The organism is Lentzea sp. NPDC051838 (assembly GCF_040681245.1).
Taxonomy (GTDB): Bacteria; Actinomycetota; Actinomycetes; order Mycobacteriales; family Pseudonocardiaceae; genus Lentzea.
Window position 1 is genome coordinate 137,083 of the sequence record NZ_JBFAYI010000017.1, and the last position, 18,615, is coordinate 155,697.

Annotated in this window: 15 protein-coding genes; 9 read left to right on the top strand and 6 right to left on the bottom strand. The window is 68.4% G+C overall.

Annotated elements, in window-relative coordinates:
• The first annotated feature begins 46 nt into the window (after positions 1 to 46).
• Positions 47 to 1,168 (top strand): anhydro-N-acetylmuramic acid kinase, encoded by a 1,122-nt coding sequence (locus AB0M24_RS30465; protein ID WP_363775565.1) that lies wholly within the window; start codon positions 47 to 49, stop codon positions 1,166 to 1,168.
• A complete protein-coding gene (locus AB0M24_RS30470; protein ID WP_363775472.1) occupies positions 1,156 to 2,715 on the top strand; it encodes a sodium:solute symporter in 1,560 nt (519 codons plus the stop codon). The genes AB0M24_RS30465 and AB0M24_RS30470 overlap by 13 nt, the downstream gene beginning before the upstream one ends.
• On the opposite strand, the gene AB0M24_RS30475 is transcribed toward AB0M24_RS30470, so the two are convergent.
• Positions 2,665 to 3,588 carry a GNAT family N-acetyltransferase gene (locus AB0M24_RS30475; RefSeq protein ID WP_363775475.1) on the bottom strand — a complete coding sequence of 308 codons (924 nt, stop codon included), beginning with the start codon at positions 3,586 to 3,588 and terminating at the stop codon, positions 2,665 to 2,667. The two genes, AB0M24_RS30470 and AB0M24_RS30475, sit on opposite strands and share 51 nt — an antisense overlap.
• 66 nt (positions 3,589 to 3,654) lie before the next feature.
• Between AB0M24_RS30475 and AB0M24_RS30480 the strand changes: the two genes are divergently transcribed.
• The 5 genes from AB0M24_RS30480 to AB0M24_RS30500 all read left to right on the top strand — a co-directional run bounded on the left by AB0M24_RS30480 (position 3,655) and on the right by AB0M24_RS30500 (position 10,951).
• Positions 3,655 to 6,486: a tetratricopeptide repeat protein gene (locus AB0M24_RS30480; protein ID WP_363775478.1), complete on the top strand. Its 2,832-nt coding sequence runs from the start codon at positions 3,655 to 3,657 to the stop codon at positions 6,484 to 6,486.
• The gene (locus AB0M24_RS30485; protein ID WP_363775481.1) at positions 6,483 to 7,238 is read left to right on the top strand and encodes a PmoA family protein; all 756 of its coding nucleotides are present in this window, start codon (positions 6,483 to 6,485) and stop codon (positions 7,236 to 7,238) included. Before AB0M24_RS30480 ends, AB0M24_RS30485 begins: the two co-directional genes overlap by 4 nt.
• Positions 7,231 to 7,569, top strand: a complete 339-nt coding sequence (locus tag AB0M24_RS30490; protein WP_363775484.1) for a hypothetical protein — start codon at positions 7,231 to 7,233, stop codon at positions 7,567 to 7,569. The genes AB0M24_RS30485 and AB0M24_RS30490 overlap by 8 nt, the downstream gene beginning before the upstream one ends.
• A 24-nt stretch (positions 7,570 to 7,593) precedes the next feature.
• The gene (locus AB0M24_RS30495) at positions 7,594 to 8,307 is read left to right on the top strand and encodes a lysophospholipid acyltransferase family protein (protein WP_363775487.1); all 714 of its coding nucleotides are present in this window, start codon (positions 7,594 to 7,596) and stop codon (positions 8,305 to 8,307) included.
• A gap of 85 nt (positions 8,308 to 8,392) precedes the next feature.
• Positions 8,393 to 10,951: a BTAD domain-containing putative transcriptional regulator gene (locus AB0M24_RS30500; protein ID WP_363775490.1), complete on the top strand. Its 2,559-nt coding sequence runs from the start codon at positions 8,393 to 8,395 to the stop codon at positions 10,949 to 10,951.
• 238 nt (positions 10,952 to 11,189) lie between these two features.
• On the opposite strand, the gene smc is transcribed toward AB0M24_RS30500, so the two are convergent.
• Genes smc through AB0M24_RS30520 form a run of 4 tightly spaced genes read right to left on the bottom strand, consistent with a single transcriptional unit; the run spans position 11,190 to position 16,294 of the window.
• On the bottom strand, positions 11,190 to 14,831 hold the full coding sequence (gene smc, locus AB0M24_RS30505) for a chromosome segregation protein SMC (RefSeq protein WP_363775493.1): 3,642 nt from the start codon (positions 14,829 to 14,831) through the stop codon (positions 11,190 to 11,192).
• Positions 14,832 to 14,891: 60 nt separating this feature from the next.
• Complete coding sequence (locus tag AB0M24_RS30510; protein WP_363775496.1) at positions 14,892 to 15,482, bottom strand: zf-HC2 domain-containing protein; 591 nt, start codon at positions 15,480 to 15,482, stop codon at positions 14,892 to 14,894.
• Complete coding sequence (locus tag AB0M24_RS30515; protein ID WP_355564263.1) at positions 15,479 to 15,985, bottom strand: sigma-70 family RNA polymerase sigma factor; 507 nt, start codon at positions 15,983 to 15,985, stop codon at positions 15,479 to 15,481. Before AB0M24_RS30515 ends, AB0M24_RS30510 begins: the two co-directional genes overlap by 4 nt.
• 33 nt (positions 15,986 to 16,018) lie before the next feature.
• Positions 16,019 to 16,294, bottom strand: coding sequence for an acylphosphatase (locus AB0M24_RS30520; protein ID WP_363775500.1), 276 nt, complete (start codon positions 16,292 to 16,294; stop codon positions 16,019 to 16,021).
• 78 nt (positions 16,295 to 16,372) lie between these two features.
• Here AB0M24_RS30520 and AB0M24_RS30525 point away from each other — a divergent pair, with 78 nt between their 5' ends.
• Positions 16,373 to 17,095 carry a CAP domain-containing protein gene (locus tag AB0M24_RS30525; protein ID WP_363775503.1) on the top strand — a complete coding sequence of 241 codons (723 nt, stop codon included), beginning with the start codon at positions 16,373 to 16,375 and terminating at the stop codon, positions 17,093 to 17,095.
• Between the two features lie 17 nt (positions 17,096 to 17,112).
• Here AB0M24_RS30525 and AB0M24_RS30530 read toward each other — a convergent pair whose 3' ends face one another.
• The gene (locus AB0M24_RS30530) at positions 17,113 to 17,544 is read right to left on the bottom strand and encodes a hypothetical protein (RefSeq protein WP_363775506.1); all 432 of its coding nucleotides are present in this window, start codon (positions 17,542 to 17,544) and stop codon (positions 17,113 to 17,115) included.
• 165 nt (positions 17,545 to 17,709) lie between these two features.
• Here AB0M24_RS30530 and AB0M24_RS30535 point away from each other — a divergent pair, with 165 nt between their 5' ends.
• The gene (locus AB0M24_RS30535; RefSeq protein WP_363775509.1) at positions 17,710 to 18,207 is read left to right on the top strand and encodes a hypothetical protein; all 498 of its coding nucleotides are present in this window, start codon (positions 17,710 to 17,712) and stop codon (positions 18,205 to 18,207) included.
• Positions 18,208 to 18,615 lie beyond the last annotated feature (408 nt).

Genomic DNA, 18,615 nt, shown 5'->3' on the forward strand with positions numbered 1-18,615 from the left:
GCACTTGCGCCCGCCCGGAGTGTGGAATAGACCACACGTCGTGAGGGTGATCGGACTGATTTCCGGCACGTCGATGGACGGCATCGACGTCGCCGTCGCCGACCTGTCGATCCACGGCGACGTCGTCGAGCTCGTGCCGGTGCAATGCGCCGAGCACCCCTTCCCCAAGGATCTGCTGGAGAAACCGAAAGACCTCGCCGAAGTGTGCGCTTTCGACACGTCGCTGGGGCAGGCTTTCGGCGAAGTCGCCGCCGGGTACCTGCCGGCGGATCTGATCTCCTCGCTCGGGCAGACCGTCCACCACGAGGTCCAGGACGGCGACTGCCTCGGCACGCTCCAGCTCGGCCAGCCCGCGTGGATCGCCGAACGCACCGGCGTCCCCGTGATCGCCGACCTGCGCGTCCGCGACGTCGCGGCAGGCGGCCAGGGCGCACCCCTGGCTTCGACCCTGGACGCGTTGTGGCTGGCGGGTGACACCACCTCGATCGCGTTGAACATCGGCGGCATCGCCAACATCACCGTGGTCAGACCCGACGCACCACCGATCGCGTACGACACAGGGCCGGGCAACGCGCTGATGGACGCCGTCATGGAGGTCATCTCCAACGGCCAGCGCCGCCAGGACACCAACGGCGAGTTCGCGCGCAGGGGCGTGGTTCGCGAGGACATTCTGAAGAAGCTGCTCGCCGACCCGTACTACTCGAAGCCCTGGCCCAAGTCGACGGGCAAGGAGCTGTTCAACGCCGAGTACCTGCAAGGGTTTCCGACGGTGCCGGCCGAGGACATGCTGCGCACCCTCGCCGAGCTGACCGCCCGCACCATCGCCGACGCCTGCCGCGCGCACGACGCGAGCTCTGTGGTCGCGTCCGGTGGCGGCATGCGCAACCCCGTGCTCGTCGAGGCGTTGACGAAGGCGCTCGACCCGATCCCGTTGAAGATCAGCGACTCGCTGGGCCTGCCGCGCGACGGCAAGGAGGCCTACCTCGCCGCACTGCTCGGGTTCCTGACGTGGCACGGGATCTCGGGCAACACGCCGTCCGCGACCGGCGCGTCCGGGCCGCGGCTGCTCGGCAGCATCACCCCCGGCAACGGGCCGTTGAGGCTGCCGGAACCTGTCACGGGTCCCGTGTCCAAGCTGAAAGTGGGGGAGCCGAAGTGGCTGGACTAGATCTCGCGATCATCGCCGTGTTCCTCGTCGGCATGCCGTTGCTCGGCACGTGGATCGGCGGCAGGCAGAAGTCGTCCACCGACTACTTCGTCAGCGAGAGCCGCATCTCGTGGTGGGTCGTCTGCCTGTCGGTGGTGTCCGCGGAGACGTCGACGCTGACCGTGCTGAGCGTGCCGGTGATCGCGTACATGGCGACGCCCGCGCAGGGCGGCATGACGTACCTGACGCTCGCGCTCGGGTACATCGTCGGCCGGATCATCGTCAGCTTCGTGCTGCTGCCGAAGTACGTCGCCGGTGATCTCGTCACGGCATACGCGTTCCTGGGCAAGCGGTACGGCAACGGCATGCGCGCCACGGCGTCCGTGACATTCCTCTTCACGCGTCTGCTCGCGGACGGCATCCGGCTCTTCGCGACGGCGATCCCGATCAAGCTGGTGCTCGCCCAGTACGGCATCAACGCCTCGTACTGGCTGATCATCGTGGCGCTCGGCATCGCGATGGTGTTCTACAGCTTCTTCGGCGGTGTGCGCGCGGTCGTGTGGGTCGACGCCATCCAGATGCTCTGGTACGTGCTCGGCGGCGTCGTCGTGATCTGGTGGCTCGCCGGGAAGCTCCCCGACGGCTGGCTCTCCAAGGCCGCCGACGTCGACAAGTTCCAGATCTTCGACTTCACCTCGTCGCCGCTGACGGGCGCTTATCCTTTCGTGGCAGCGTTTTTCGGTGGTGCGCTGCTCTCCATGGCCTCACACGGCGCGGACCAGCTGATCGTGCAACGGCTCATGGCCACGCGTGATGTGAAGGCCGCGCAGAAGGCGTTGATCGCCTCCGGTGTCGTGGTGTTCCTGCAGTTCGCGTTCTTCCTGTTCATCGGCGTGATGCTGTGGGCGTTCTACAACGGCGTCGACCCGGTGAAGGGATTGGGGCTCGGCAACAAGGACGAGCTCTTCGGCAACTTCATCGTGCGCGAACTGCCGTCGGGCCTGTCCGGCTTCGTGATCGCCGGCATCCTCGCCGCCGCGCTGTCGTCGTCGTTGGGCGCCTTGGCCTCTTCGACGGTCACCGACGTCTACGAACGCGTCCGCAAGACCCCGATGACCGACGAGGAACGCCTGCGCCACGGCCGGATCTGGACCCTGGTGTGGGCGGGTCTGCTGATCGTCTGCGCGGGTCTGTTCGCCTCCTCGAACAAGACCACGGCGGATCCGATCGTGGTGCAGGCGCTCGGCATCGCCGGCTACACCTACGGCGCGCTGCTCGGGGCCTTCCTCCTGGGCCTCATCTTCAAGCGCGTCACGCAGGCGGACGCGATCATCGCGTTCGTGACGACGGTGCTGGTCGTCGGTTTCGTGATCCTGGGCGTCAAGTTCGCCGGGAGCACGCCTCAGGTCAACTTCGGCAAGGCGACAGCCGACCTGAAGTCGTTGACCGGTTGGTGGAACACGCCCCTGGGGGTGGCGGTCACCTTGGTGGTCGGTGGATTGCTGTCATTGCGGCATTCAGGCGGTGTGCCGGTAGGCGACAAGCTCGATGTGGAGTCGAAAGCCTAGGCGGGCGAACATGTTCTGCGACGACTCGTTGCCCGAGTAGATCGACGCGGCCGCTTGCGGTCGAGCCCCGTGCTCGGCCGCGAGCTTCCACAACAGCTCGGTGATGAGGGCCGCGCCGACGCCTTGGCCGCGAACATCGGGTTCGACGGCCACGAAGTCGATGTAGTACTCCTCGGGTTGGGCTTTGCCCGCCGCGTACCCGATGACGCGTTCGCCGTCCATCGCGACGACGACGGTGCGGGTCTCCGGTTTGGATTCGACAAGCTGTTTGCCGGACAGATAGGTCCGCGGGAAACATCGCTCGTGCAGCACGGCCACTGCTTCGTGCACGTGCTTGTCGGTCGGCAGAACGCGCATCTCACGTTCGCTCGGGCACTTCGCGTCCCTGAGCAGCAACGTGCGCAGCTCCCCGTTGTCCAGCACGTGGATGGCGCTCGCCTTGCCGGCACTGAACCCGTGCCTTTCGGCGAACGCCGCCAATCGTCGGTGGGCGGTGTGCCCGTACAGCTCGAGGTCGGTGACGCCGGTGAGGAGCTCGGCTGCCCGCCGGAACATCGCGTCGGCGGTCTGGTCCCAGATGCGGCTGCCCGCGGGGTGGTTGACCGGCACGTCGACGAACGGCCCGTGCAGCCACGCGCGGCCCAGCTCGGGATCGACCTCCACGCTGAGCATGCCGGTGATGTTGTCGTCGGCGTCGACCGCGACCACCGTGCAGTCGGCCCAGCTGGGCTCGAACTCGGCGAGCTCCGCGCGGAGCTCTTCGACTGTCTCACCGAGGTAGCCGATGTGGTGCGCTGAGTCGGCCTGGAGCCGGACCAGGAGCGCCATCGTGGCGCCGAGGTCGCCAGGTTCGGCGAAACGGATGTCGTACATACAAGGAATGGTTGCTCCCCCGCCGTCCGGACGCGAGGGAGTTTTCGGACGGGTAAAATGGCGAGGATGTCCGAGACGCGACGCCCGCTGATCTCCGCCGAGATCCACAGCGCGGCCACCCGGCTCGGCAACCTCCACCCCACCGTGCAAAACAGCACGTCACCAGGCGTTTCCTGGCCCGTGCACGTAGGCGTCGTGCCCCGCCAGGCCGACTGCTACCAAGATCGCCCGGCGCCCGTTTCGTCCGGTCTCACGGTGTTCCGAGGCATGGGAGGCGTGGGCAAAACCCAAACGGCCGCCGCCCACGCGCGCACCGCCCAACACGACCCCGACACCTCCCTCGTCGTGTGGATCACCGCCACGAGCCGCGAAGCGATCGTGGCCGCCTACGCCCAAGCCGCCGCCCTCGTCCAGATCGCGACCTCGGACACCGACACCACGGCCGCGGCCTCCCAGTTCGTCACCTGGCTGGAAACCGCGCAGCGCCGCTGGCTGATCGTCCTGGACGACCTCTCCGACGCTGCCGCGGTGGCCGGACTGTGGCCACCTGCGACGGAAACAGGCCAGACCCTCGTGACCACTCGTCACAAGGAGTCCTGGCTCGCCCGCACCGACTCCTCGCTGGTCGACGTCGACGTGTTCACCGCGATCCAGTCAGGTACCTACCTCGGCGCCAAGCTGGCCGGTCACGCGGACCTGAGCGAGGGCGCCGCCGAACTCGCCGAAGTCCTCGGCCACCTTCCGCTGGCGCTCGCCCAGGCGGTGGCCTACCTCACCGACCGCGGCCTGACGTGCGCCGCGTACGTCTCCCGTTTCCTCGACCAGCGCAGAAAGCTCCGCGCGCTGGTGCCGGAAGCGTCCGCCCTGCCCGACGACCACCAGGCCACGATCGACGTCACGTGGTCGTTGTCGATCGAACTGGCGAACTCGCTCGAACCGGCCGGCCTCGCCACACCACTGCTGCGGATCGCCTCGCTGCTCGACCCCAACGGCATCCCCGTGGCCGTCCTCACCAGCCCGCCGATCACCGCGAGGCTCACCGAGATCTCGGACCACGTCGTCGACCCCGAAGCCGCCGGCGACGCGCTTCGCTGCCTGCACCGGCTCAGCCTCGTCGAAGCGAGCGCGGACTCGGTCACCGTGCACGCCCTCGTGCAACGAGCGACCCGTGAGGGCATGGGCGCAGAAGATCTGCACGCGACCAGCCGCGCGGTGGCGGACGCGATCCAAGGTATGTGCCCGACTCGCCCGAGCCACACTCCGTTGTCGTCTTCCTTGCGCGCCAATGCATCCGCACTCATCACAGTGGCACTGCCCCAACTCGTGGAACCCGACTGCCACGCTCTCTTGTTCACCTATGGGGAAAGTCTCGGTGAAGCCGGGCTGGTCGCAGCGGCGTACCAGCACTACAGGCGCCTGCTCGACGCCGCGGTGCCTCACTTCGGCGGTGACGCCCCCGACGTACTCGCCGCCCGCAGCAACATGGCGACCTGGCGCGGGGAGGCCGGAGACGCGGCCGGAGCCCTCGACGAGTTCGACCGGCTGGTGAGAGATTGTCTCCGCGTGCACGGAACGGACAGCCTCTCCACCCTGTCGTCGAGGCACCACCGAGCCATCTGGCGATTCACATCAGGCGACCTCGGTGGTGCCGTGAAAGACCTCGAGGACCTGCTCGTGGATCAGACCAGGGTGCTGGGGCCGGACGCTCACGAAACCCTGACCACTCGCGGAAACCTGGCTCGCTGCAGCTCGGAAGCGGGTGACTTCGCCGCAGCGATCCACACCTACGAGCAACTGAAGCCCCTCCTGGTCGCCGTTCTGGGCGAAGATCATCCAGATACCTTGGGCAACAGGCACAACCTGGCGTCCAGCAAGGTGTCCGCGGGCGACGAGACCGGAGCGGTAGCTGATTTCGAAGCACTGCTCGCCGACCAGATGCGGGTTCTCGGCCCCGAGCACCCCGCGACGTTGACTGTGCGCAACAACCTCGCGTGGTCACGCAGCCAAGCGGGCGACAAGAAGACAGCGACAGAGGAGTTCGAGGAGCTGTTGGAGGACCTGCACCGCATCCTCGGCCCGGTGCACCCGAACACCCTCATGACCCGGAACAACCACGCTCACCAGCGCGCTGAGGCCGGCGAGGTCGACGCAGCGCTCGAAGAGCTCGTGCTCGTGCTGCACGACTGCCTGGAGGTGTTGGGGCCGCTGCACCCGATCACACTTTCCACTCGCCAAGACCTGGCCTGCCTGCGCGGGAAGTCAGGTGATCGTCTCAACGCCGTTCGAGAACTGGAGGAGCTGGTGCACGACCAGCAAGGTGCGATCGGTGACCACACCCCCTTCACCCTGAACACCCGGTTCAGCCTGGCCACGAACCTGATCGAGGCGGGCGACGTGGCCGGTGCGGTCCGCGAGTTCGGCCTGCTCGCCGAGGACCAGCGCAAGGTGCTCGGCGACCGGCACCCGGACACGCTCCGGACGCGGTACGCCCTGGCGGCGGCGAGAGCCCAGGCAGGTGACCTCAAGCGAGCGATCGCCGAGTTCAGAACGCTGGCCGAGGACTGCGCGGAAGTGGTGGGTGTGGACGATCCCCAGACTTTGGGGATCCGCCTGAACCTGGCCAGGTTGCTCGGCGCCACATCGCAGTTCACCAAGGTCGTCCGCGTTGCCGAACCGCTGCTGCGCGACCAGGTTCGCGTGTTCGGCCCCGAGCACGAGGACACCTTGGAAACCAGGCGACTGCTCGCCGCCGTGCACTATGAGACCGGGGACGTCGAAGGAGCGATCAGCCAGCGGGAGCAGGAGCTGGCAGCGCTGTCGCGGACGCTCATGCCCACGCACGACCGCATCACCAAGCTGAAGCGCGAGATCGAGTTCCTCAAGAAGAAGCTGACATGAGGTACGTGCGCACCGAAGTCGACCGGCCGTATCTGGAGTTGGAGACGCTCCAAGGCCGCAGCATCACCGACGTCGGGCCGGAAGATCACCCGTGGCACACCGGGCTGAGCCTCGCCGTCGCGCACGTCGGCGAAGCGAACTTCTGGGGCGGGCCGACGTTCGTGCGCGGCGAAGGTTACGTGCAGCTGCCGAACAACGGCACCCAGCAGTCCGACGAGTTCCTGAAGACCGGCAACGGTTTCAGCGAGCGGCTGAGCTGGCTCACGCAGCCCGGCGAGCACGTGATCACCGAAGAGCGCCGAGTCGACAAAACGGCGCACGACAACCACTACGCGATCACCTGGCGCTCCAGGCTCACCAACGTGAGCGCGCAACCACTCGTCTTCGGCAGCCCCGCCACCAACGGCCGTGACGGCGTCGGATACGGCGGAATCCTGTGGCGCGGTCCTATGGAGATGGTCCAAGGAACCGTCCTAGGCGCGCAGATGGGTGAAGAAAGCGCCTGGCTCGCCTACGTGACGGAACAGGCCACGCTCGTCTTCGAGACACCGCAACCGACCTGGTGGTTCGTGCGCACACAAGAATTCCCCGCCGTGTGCCCGGCGCCGTTCTTCCACGAGGAGACAACGCTCACACCGGGAAGCTCTCTGACGCTGGTATGCCGCCTCACGGTGGCGGACGGCGCGTGGGACGCCACCCAGATTCGGGCTTGCAGGGCTGGTGAGGGTGGGGGACTCTTCTACGGTGAGTGAGGAAACGATCCAACTCGATCTCAACGAATCCGGGGTGGCCGTCGACCTGCCCTTGCCGACGAACAACCGGGACCAGGTCCAGGGTGTTCCGTACCGGCCGGTCGAATTCCGAGACGATGATCTGCCCACTGCCCTCGAACGTGCCGCCGCCTGGCTGCGGCAGACTCAGGACTGGCTGGGCGAACCCGTGGACGTCATCGCAGTTCATCTCGACTACGACGACACCAAGGGCAACCCGTACTACGACCTCAAGCTGCTGTGCAACGACGAGGATCTGGCGGGTGTGCCGAGGGTCATCCGAGACAAGGAAGGCGCCGCTACCGGTCAGTAGCTTTTCCGGCTACCGTTCGGAAGCATGTCGGATCGCGTATATCCCCCGGTGATCGCCGCTGCCAAGCTCATGTTCAAGGTGCTGGACATGCGGCTCACCGTCGAAGGGGCGCACCACGTCCCGCGCACCGGTGGAGCGGTGCTGGCGTCGAACCACGTCAGCTACCTCGACTTCATCTTCGCGGGCTACGGCGCACGTCCCTCGGGGCGCCTCACGCGGTTCATGGCGAAGCACGAGATCTTCGCGAACAAGATCGCAGGGCCGCTCATGCGCGGCATGCACCACATCCCCGTCGACCGGAGCGCGGGCCAGGCCTCCTTCCAGCAGGCTCTGTCCGCGCTCCGCACCGGCGAGGTCGTCGGGATCTTCCCCGAGGCCACGATCAGCCGCTCGTTCACGGTCAAGGACATCAAGTCCGGCGCGAACCGCCTGGCGCACGAGGCCGGCGTGCCGCTCATCCCGGTCGCGCTGTGGGGGACCCAGCGCCTGTGGACCAAGGGCCGGCCCAAGGACCTGACGCAGCGGCACGTGCCGATCACGATCCTCATCGGCGAGCCGTTCGAGGCGTTGCCCGGCGACTCCGGCGACGCGTTGCTGCGCAAGCGGATGCAGGACCTGCTCGACCAGGCGCAGGCCGACTACCCCACCGAGCCCGGCGCGTGGTGGGCTCCGCGGCACCTCGGTGGCACCGCGCCGACCCCCGAAGAGGCAACCGAACTGGATGCCAAGCGCCCATAGAGACGTGACGCGCTTCCAGGTACTAGGCGAGGTCTCGGTCGATGGCTCTCCGTTAACCGCGAGGAGCGGACGTGCGCTCGTTGCGTTGTCGCTGCTGCTGTTGAACGCCAACCGCGTCGTGCGCACAGACGCGCTGATTGACGCCATCTGGGGCGAACGACTACCGCGGAAGCCCAACGAGGCCCTCCACACCTACGTGTACCGGCTGCGGCCGCTCCTGCCCCGCGACGTGCCGATCACCCGGCGCTCGAACGGGTACGTGCTGGAGGTCGCGCGCGAGTCCGTCGACCTGCATCAGTTCCGCGCGCTCGTCGCCGATGGCCGGCCGGAGGAGGCTCTGGCGCTGTGGCGGGGCGAGCCGTTCGCCGGAGTGCCGGGGCTGGAGCACGAACGGACCGCGCTGGCCGCAGAGCACCTCGCGGTCCTGCTCGACCTGAACGAGACACGACTCCGCAGAGGCGAACACGCACCAGTGGAGGCGTCCGCGCGGGAACTGGCCGAGGAGCACCCGCACGACGAACGCGTGATCAGGCAGCTCATGCGCGCTCTCGAGGCCGACGGCAGGCAAGGCGACGCCCTGCGGGTGTACGCGACGTTGCGGCGCCGCCTCGCCGACGAGCTCGGTGTCGACCCGGATCCGGAGACCAGGCAGCTGCACCAACGGCTGCTCGCCCACCTCGAACGGCCGCGCGAGCTGCCCGCCGCGCCGTGGTCGTTCAGCGCCCGCGGCGAGGAGCTCGCCGAGCTGACCGCGGTGCTCACCAACGACGGTCCCCGCCAGGTGGTGATCAGCGGGCCCGGCGGCATCGGCAAGACCGCGCTCGCACTGCACTGGGCGCACCGCGACGCGCGCTTCTTCCCGGACGGACAGCTGCACGTCGACCTGATGGGGTTCACGCCATCAGGTGAACCCGTGTCCCCCGCCGACGCACTGCACCGGCTGCTGAGCGGGCTCGGCGTCCCCAAGATCCCCGACGGCGTCGACGCGCGGGCCGCGTTGTTCCGCAGCACCATCGCCGGCCGCCGCCTCCTGCTCGTGCTGGACAACGCGATCAGTGCCGACCAGGTCGCCCCGTTGCTGCCGGGCACCCCGTCGTGCGCGGTCGTGATCACCAGCAGGAACCCCCTGCACAGCCTCATCACCACGAACGGCGTCCGCATCGTTCCGCTGGCCGAGCTCGCCCCGCCGGACGCCCGTCGCCTGCTGGCCGACCGCATCGGCGCGGCACGGGTGGCCGCCGAACCGGACGCGGTCACCGCCATCGTCACGGCGTGCGGGGGCCTGCCGCTCGCGCTCGCGGTGGCCGCCGGACAGGCACAGGCACGGCCGCAGTTCCCGTTGTCGTCGCTCGCAGAGGAACTGCGCGACACCTCCACCCGGCTCGACGCGCTCGATCTCGGCTCTCCCGCGGCATCGCTGACCGCGGTGCTCGCGTCGTCGCACCGGACGCTGGAACCGGCGCACGCCCGCGCGTTCGGACTGCTCGCCGCGGTACCGGGCGAGGACCTCGGCACCACCTGTGCCGCCGCGCTCCTCGGGACGTCCACTGTGGAGACTCGCAGTGCTTTTCGTGCCCTGGAACGAGTTTCGCTCATCGAGGAGCACGCCCCCGACCGCTGGCGGATGCACGACCTCGTGCGCCTGTACGGCCAGGAGCACGCCGCACCACCGGATCTCGGCGAGGCGTTGCGCAGGCTGCTGGACTTCGTGCTGCACACCGCCCACGCGGGAGACCGCGTGCTCTATCCCGGGCGCATGGACATCGACCTGGAGCCTGCGACAGCCGAACCGCTGACGTTTCCCGACCGCGACGCCGCGATGCGGTGGTTCGACGCGGAGCACCACACCGCGGAAGCCCTGCTGAAGATCGCCGACGACGCCACGATCTGGCGGCTGAGCTGGGCCCTTTACACCTACTACTTCAGGACGCAAAGCATCTTCGACAACGTCCTGCGGGTCACGCGCGCGGCTGCCGAGGCGGCGGAACGGCTCGGCGACCCCGCGGCGATCCTCCCCTCTCACCTGCTGCACGGTCAGTCGCTGGCGACTGCCGGCGCTTACGACGAAGCCGAGCGCCACCTCGTCGTCGCGGTCCGCTGTGCGAAGGAGACCGGCGACGTGTGGCGGGAGACGGCCGGCTACCGCATCCTCGGGCACCTCGAGTCGGAACGCGGCAACCCGCGCGAAGCACTCGCCCAGCTCCTGCTCGCACTGAACCTGGTGCGCACACTGAACAACAAGATGTTCGAAGCGGACGTTCTCTCCACGGCCGCCTTTTACGCCGCGCAGTGCGGTGAGCTCGAACTGGCGGAAGAGCAGGGTCGCGCCGCACTGGCGCTCCAGTCCGCGGACACCGTTGACAACGGCAAGGCGCACACCCTGCACAGCCTGGGCTTCACGTTGGCCTCAGCCGGCCGGCACGAGGAAGCCGTGACGATGTACGAGCGCGCCATCGAGATCTTCCAAGCCCAGGACAACAGCTACAACAGAGCGACCTCGCTGGACCGCCTGGGCGACACCTGGCATGCGGCCGGTCGACCGGACCGCGCGCGAGAGAGTTGGAACCAGGCCCAGGAGCTCTACCAGGCCACCGAACGCGCGGAAGCCGCTGCCGCGGTGCAGGCGAAGTTGGCCCACAACTGAGGCCTGACCTGGGGATACAAGGTTTTCACAAGGTCGGTCGGGCAAAGTAGTCCGTGCGCACCCGATGTGGTGAGGTTGAACTGGGGGACTTCACCCCATCGGGCGCCGGGCTGCGTCTGCGCGGTGGTACGGGGGACCTCCCTCTCCCAAGAGGAAGGTCACCGGGCACGGCGCAGCCCGAAGCAGAGGCCGCGGTCGGGGTTGGTCTTAGCCCCCCAGGCACCGCTCCGACCGCCCTCTAGGCCTCGGCTTCAGCCGGTTCCGGCGCTTCCGCCGCCTCCGCGGGCACCTCTTCCGCGGGCTTGGCCGGCTCGTCACCACGAGTCCGCAGCCGCTGCGAGATCACCTGCGAGATGCCGTCACCGCGCATCGAGACGCCGTACAGCGCGTCCGCGATCTCCATGGTCGGCTTCTGGTGCGTGATGATCAGCAGCTGCGAACGGTCCCGCAGCTGCTGGAACAGGCCGATCAGCCGGTGCAGGTTCGTGTCGTCCAGCGCCGCCTCGACCTCGTCCATCACGTAGAACGGTGAGGGGCGGGCGCGGAAGATCGCGACCAGCATCGCGACCGCGGCCAGCGACTTCTCGCCACCGGACAGCAGCGACAGGCGCTTGACCTTCTTGCCGGGCGGGCGGGCCTCCAGCTCGATGCCGGTGGTCAGCATGTCCTCGGGTTCGGTCAGCACCAGCCGGCCGTCGCCACCGGGGAACAGCACCTTGAAGACGATCTCGAACTCGCGCGCCACGTCCTCGTAGGCCGACGTGAAGACCTCCAGGATCTTGTCGTCGACCTCCTTCACGACGGTCAGCAGGTCGCGGCGGGTGTCCTTGATGTCCTCGAGCTGCGTGGAGAGGAACTTGTAGCGCTCCTCCAGCGCCGCGAACTCCTCCAGCGCCAACGGGTTGACCTTGCCCAGCAACGACAGGTCGCGCTCGGCACGCTTGGCGCGGCGCGCCTGGGTGTCGCGGTCGTAGGGCATCGGCTGCGGCTCGGAGACCGTCTCGCCGCGCTCCTTGGCCGCCTGGTACTCGGCCATCTCCGCGGCGGACGCGGGCACCATGACCTCGGGGCCGTACTCGTTGACGAGGTCTTCCAGGCCGATGCCGAAGTCCTCGGCGATCTTCGTTTCCAACTGCTCGATGCGCAGGCGCTGCTCGGCGCGCAGCACCTCGTCGCGGTGCACGGCGTCGACGAGCTTCTCGAGCTCGCCGGACATCTCGCGCACCAGGTTGCGCACCTGGGTCAGCAGAAGTTCGTGCTGCTGACGGCGTTCCTGGGCCTGGTCGCGCTCACGGGCGGCCCGGTGCAACGAAATCTCGATGCGCTCCAACGCCTGTTCGCCGCCGCGCACGACGGCCTTCGCGACCAGGGCGCCACGCGCACGGTGCTGCGTCGCGCGGGCGTGGCGTTCACGGGCCTCGCGCTCGGCGCGCGCCGCACGACGAAGGCCGTCCGCCTTGCCCTGCACCGCCCGTGCGCGCTCTTCAGCCGTGCGCTGCACCAGGCGTGCGTCCATTTCGCCCTGACGCGCCTGGGCGAGCTCCGCGGCCAGCTGGTCGCGCTGCTCGGTGTCCGGCTCGTCGTCGAGGGTCTGCTCTTCCTCGGCCATCAGCAGGCGCTCTTCGAGCTCACCCAGCTTCATCAGGGCGTCCTCGCGGGACTGCTCGACCTTGTTGCGCTGCTCGGTGATGCGGCTGACCTCGGCCTCGGCGGAGCGCACCGCGGCGACCATCCGGTTCAGGCGTTCGCCGGAGCGGGCCTTGCGGACCTTGGCCTCCTGCATTGCCTCCTTGACCGCGTCCAGCACCTTGCGGCGGGACTGCTGCTCGGCCTTGGCACCTTCCAACGCGGCCGAAGCGTGCTCCAGCGCGCGTTCCGCGGTCGCCAACGCCTCCTGCGCCTCGTCGACGGCGGCCTGCACCTCGATGACGCTCTGCCCCTGCGCGCCCGAGCCGCCGATGGCCCAGTCCGTGCCGAAGAGGTCGCCGTCACGGGTCACGGCTTTTCCGCTGAACCGGGCCGCGGTGTCCAGATCCTCAACCACAGCAAGGCGATCCAGCGCACGAGCCAGTGCCGGGCGCAACGCTTCGGGAGCGTGCACGACGTCGATGGCCCACCGCGCGCCATAAGGCAGCTGACCCCACTGCGAGGTGTCCACAGTGGAGCCGTAAGAGCCGATCAGGACACCGGCGCGTCCGGCGTCCTTCTCCTTCAACAGCTTCAGCGCCTGCAGCGCGCCGTCACCCGACGAAACCGCTACCGCGTCGGCGATCGGGCCAAGTGCAGCGGCCAACGCGACTTCGAAACCGGGCTCGACGGTCAGCAGCGCGGCCACGGAACCCAGCAACCCCGGCACGTCCGACGCGAGCAGCGCGCCCGCACCGTCCTTGCGGGTCAAGCCCAACGACAGCGCGTCGACGCGGGCACGCCACGACGCGATGTCGCGTTCGGCGGTGCGTTCGGCCTTCACCAGCTCCTCGACGCGCTGCCGTGCCGCGTCGTTGGACTGCACGGCGTGCCGGTGACGTTCGTCGAGGTCGTTGTCGCCCTCGTCCTCGTAGCCGGTGACCGCCTGCGCCTCGGCCAGTTCGGTCGACGCGAACTCGACGCGTTCGGACGCCTCCGCGACCGTGACGGAGAGGCGTTCGATCTCCTCGGCGGTCGCGTTCGTCTTGCTGCGCAACGCTTCCACCTGACCGGACAACCGGGCCAGGCCTTCGCGGCGGTCGGCGATCGCGCGAACCGCGGCGATGTGCGCCTTCTCCGCCTGGGACACCATGCGCTCCAGCTCGGCGCGCGTCTCCACGGCCTCGGCCAGCGCGATGCGCGCCTCGGTCACGCCCTCCTGGAGCTCCAGCTCCATCTCGGCGGTCTCCTCGGCCTCGCGGTCGAGGTCGTCCGGGTCGCGGCCACGGGACGGCGCGTCCAGCTCGGCGGACAGGTGCCGCGCGCGTTCGGCGGCGAGGCGGACGGTGCCGCGGAGGCGTTCCTCCAAAGCGGACAGCCGGTACCAGGTGTCCTGCGCGGCCTGCAGCTTCGGCGAGTCGGCGGCGACGCGCTCTTCCAGCTCGTTCTGCTGGTACTGCGCTGCCTGCAACGACTTCTCGACCTCGGCGCGGCGCTCGCGGGCCTTCGCCTCGTCGTGCTCCTCCTGCGCGATGGCCTCTCGCTGCGTGACGAGGTCGTCGGCGAGCAGGCGCAACTTGGAGTCTCGCAGCTCGGACTGCACGACCTGGGCGCGGCGGGCGATCTCGGCCTGCTTGCCCAACGGCTTGAGCTGGCGGCGCAGTTCGGTGGTGAGGTCGGTGAGGCGCGTCAGGTTGGCCTGCATCGCCTCGAGCTTGCGCAGCGCCTTTTCCTTGCGCTTGCGGTGCTTCAGGACGCCGGCGGCCTCTTCGATGAAGGCGCGGCGTTCCTCCGGTTTGGACTCGAGGATCGCGGCGAGCTGACCCTGACCGACGATCACGTGCATCTCGCGGCCGATGCCGGAGTCCGAGAGCAGTTCCTGGATGTCCATCAGGCGGCACGAGTTGCCGTTGATCTCGTACTCGGTGGCGCCCTCGCGGAACATGCGGCGGGTGATCGACACCTCGGTGTACTCGATCGGGAGCATGCCGTCGGAGTTGTCGATCGTGAGCGTCACCTCGGCGCGACCGAGCGGCGCGCGGCCGGACGTGCCGGCGAAGATGACGTCCTCCATCTTGCCGCCGCGCAGGTCCTTGGCACCCTGCGTGCCCATCACCCAGCGCAGTGCGTCGAGCACGTTGGACTTGCCGGACCCGTTGGGGCCGACCACACAGGTGATGCCGGGCTCGAAGCGCAGCGTGGTAGCCGAGGCGAAGGACTTGAAGCCCTTCAGCGTCAGGCTCTTGAGATGCACGCCGGGCAGAGTACCCAAACGCTTGCGAGTGATGCGTGAGGCAGGCCGTGACCTGCGTTTCTATGGACGGAGAGTAACCAGAATTCCGCTTTCGTCCGACACTTCCAGGCGATCTATCCGATCAAGGGAAAATGACGTCGAGCCCGGAATCTCCTCGTCAGCGGCATGATCGGAACCCCACCAGCCGCCGATCTCGCGCTGTCCCTCCCTGCTGAACACCATCACCTTGCAGCGCGCGCCCGGCTTCACGTTGCCGAGCTTGAACCGCATCTCGGTGCCCCAGGACTTGGTGAGCATGGACACGCTGGCGTCGACCCCGGTTCCCTGATCCTGCGCGGCCCACGTCGGTGCGGGTGAGGGCCTCAGGAAGAAGATCCCACCGGCCAGCGCGAGCACGGCCAGCACCGCCGCGCACGCGATCAACACGCGCCGCTGGCGGTTGGGCTGCGGCGGACACTCGGGAATCTCGTCGAGGTTCTCGACGTCGTCCAGGCTCAGGCGCCCGAGCAGGCCCGGCAGCGGGGCCAGCCGCAGCATCTCGGCCTGGCAGGCGTCGCAACCGGACAGGTGGCGTTCGAACGCGGACCGCTCCTTGAGGTCGAGCGACCCGAAGAGGTAGGCGCCGACGTCGACGGTGTGCTGACAGCTCACGCCTCGGTCACCCCTCTTTCCTCCAATGCGTCGCGCAACGCCCGCAGTGCGTAGAAGCAGCGCGACTTGACCGTGCCCGGCGGGATGCCGAGCGTCTTGGCGGCCTCCGCGACGGTGCGGCGGCGGTAGTACAGCTCGATGACGACCGTCCGGTGCTCTGGCGTGAGCGCCCTCAGCGCCGACGCGATCTGCCACGTCTGCAGCACGTGCTCGACCTGGTCGCTGACCGGCGGGAGATCCACCGGTTCGAGCGGCACCTCGGTCGCCCGTGCGTTGCGGCGGCGGTAGCCGGAGATCACCAGGTTCTTCGCGACCGTGTAGAGCCACGGTGCCGCGTCGTCCGGTTTGAGCTCGTCGTAGTGCCGCCACGCGCGGAGCAAGGTCTCCTGCACAACGTCCTCTGCCTGCTGAAAGTCGCCATCGACCAGCTTCAGCACGTAGTGCAGCAGCGGGCCTCTCCAGCGGTCGTAGAGCTGGATGAGGACGTCTTCGGCGGAGTCCACGCTCCCTTACTACGCCACCTCGTTCGGAAAGGTTCAGCGCTCGATGAACCCGGTCAGGTCGCCCCTCGCGTCGGTCCACTGCTCACCGACAGATTCGACGTGGCCAGGAGTTTCACCCGAACGGAGAGCATTGAGCAGTTGTTCACACTTCTCGCGCGGACCCTCGGCAACCACCTCCACCCGGCCGTCGGGCCTGTTCGAAGCACTGCCCACCAGGCCCAGTTCTAGCGCCCTGGCTCGCGTCCACCAGCGAAAACCAACGCCCTGAACCCGTCCCCGCACCCACGCGTTTAGTCGCACGTCCACCACCGAATGGTTGCGTAGTCACCCAAGGTGACCGAAGACGCACTCCTGGCTTATCACCCATTAGTGGTACGGTGCCGACCCGTGAGTGCCCGCAGCCTCTTACTCGGCCTGCTGATCGGTGCAACCGGCGTCGGCGGTCTCGCCGTCACCGGCACCTCTCCTCTCGGCATCAGCTTCACCACAGCCGCGCAGCAGGAGAGCACCGACGCAGCGAACCAGTTCGGTACAGGCAACGCGGCAGCACCCAACAGACAGAACTCTCCCGAGAACACCGGTACGGGCAAGCCCGCCGAGTCGTCGTCCTCCGCTCCCACCACCTCGTCGACGACGGCGACACCCTCCTCTTCTTCTTCGTCAGCGGCTCCCACCACCACGACGACGCCTCCCGAAGCGCCGAAGCCGCCCGTGCAGCCGCCGCAGGTTCCGGGGAACAAGACCCCCGAGCAGGCCGTCCTGGAGCTCGTGAACGACCAGCGCGCCGCGAAGGGCTGCAAGGCCCTCGTCATCGACGACCGCATCACGACCGCCGCGCAGGGTCACAGCGCGGACATGGCCAACAAGGGCTACTTCAGCCACACGTCGGAGCCCGAGAAGACGACGTTCGCCACCCGCATGAAGAACGCGGGCTACCCGAAGCCCGGCGGCGAGAACATCGCCATGGGCTACGCGACGCCGGCGGCGGTGATGGACGGCTGGATGAAGTCCCAGGGCCACCGCGAAAACATCCTGAACTGCGACTTCACGGCTATGGGCGTCGGCCTCGACACCCGCGGCAACTACTGGACCCAGAACTTCGGCTACTGACGGTTGAGCAGGGGAAACTACGTGTACGAGAGCCCGGAACCGGACTCGCGCTCGCGCTTTCGCGGTGCACCGCAGATCATCCTGGCCGTGTCAGGCGTCGTGCTGGCCACGGTCTTCGCCGCCGTCGCCTCGTTCGCGGCCGGCTCGGACACCGCCTCGGAGTCCCCTGCGCCCGCGCAGCAGCAGAAGAAGGAAGCCGTGAAGGACGCGCTGAGCATCGTGCCGACGTCCTCACCGACTTCTTCGGTCGAGCTGACCTCGTCCTCCCCCTCGGAGACGACTACGTCGACCACCACGACCACGAAGAAGAACCCGCGGGTCACCACCATCACGCGTCCTGACGGCACGACCACGACCGTCACGACCGATGACCCGCCGCCGGTCGTCACGTCTTCGTCGACCACCACGACTACGACGACGACAACCACCACGACCACGACGACCACCACGACGACGAACCCCGACCCAACGAGCCCGAAGCCGTAGGGTTACGCCCGTCACCGCTCAGTGACGCAGAGCTACACGAAGGTGTGGCGTCGCTGTGGCTTTGGTGCGTTTCCGCCGATAACTCGAACGCAAGTCCATCCGACCGGGTTTCCCACGAGGAGATGGGTGTGTTCGAGGAAGATCATCCGCAGTCACCAACCGATCCCGCGCCGCCGCAGAAGAAGCGCGTGGGAACGGCCGTCATGCTGGCTGCGGGCGGTGTGGTGGTAGCGACCCTGTTCGCGACGGTCGCGTCGATGCTCGCCGCATCCGGCAAAGAGGCCACGCCGGAGCGCACGTCCGCCGACATCGTGCAGACCATCACCACGGTCGCGCCGGACGGCAGCACCAGCACGGTCGTCGTGACGGTGCCGTCGAGCGCAAGCAAGTCGTCGGCCACGCCGGACCGCAGGCAGGCCGCGCGCCCCAACGAGCAGCCCAAGCCGGACGCCCCGCAGCAGCCTCAGGTGACGACGAACCCGGCCGACCCGACGCAGACGCAGAGCAACCCGCCCACGTCGTGGAGCGAGCCGCCCGCGTCCTCTTCTTCTTCGTCCTCGTCGACGACCACGCCGCCGTCGTCTTCTTCGTCGTCGAGCTCGACCGCGCCGCCGCAGAAGCCTTAGGCCCGGGAATCGACAACGCCCAAGGCCGCCCACCCTGCCGTCGCAGAAGCCTCAGGCCAGGGAATCGGGCAGCCCGAGGTCGCCTCACACCGCCACCGGCACCAGCCCCAGGCCACGGAACCCGGCAGTCCGAGGCCGCCCCGCCCCGCGGCCGGCACCAGCCCCAGGCCACGGAACCGGACAGCCTGAACTCGCCTCGCCCCGCCACCGGCAACAGCCCTAGGCCACAGAATCGGACAGTCCAAGGCCGCCCCACCCGGCCACCGACACCAGCCCCAGCCCCAGCCCCAGGCCCAGGCCCAGGCCCAGGCCCAGGCCACGGAATCGGACAGTCCAAGGTCGCCCCACCCCACCGCCGCACAAGCCCCAGACCAGGGAACCGAGCAGTCCGGGGCCGCCCCACCACGC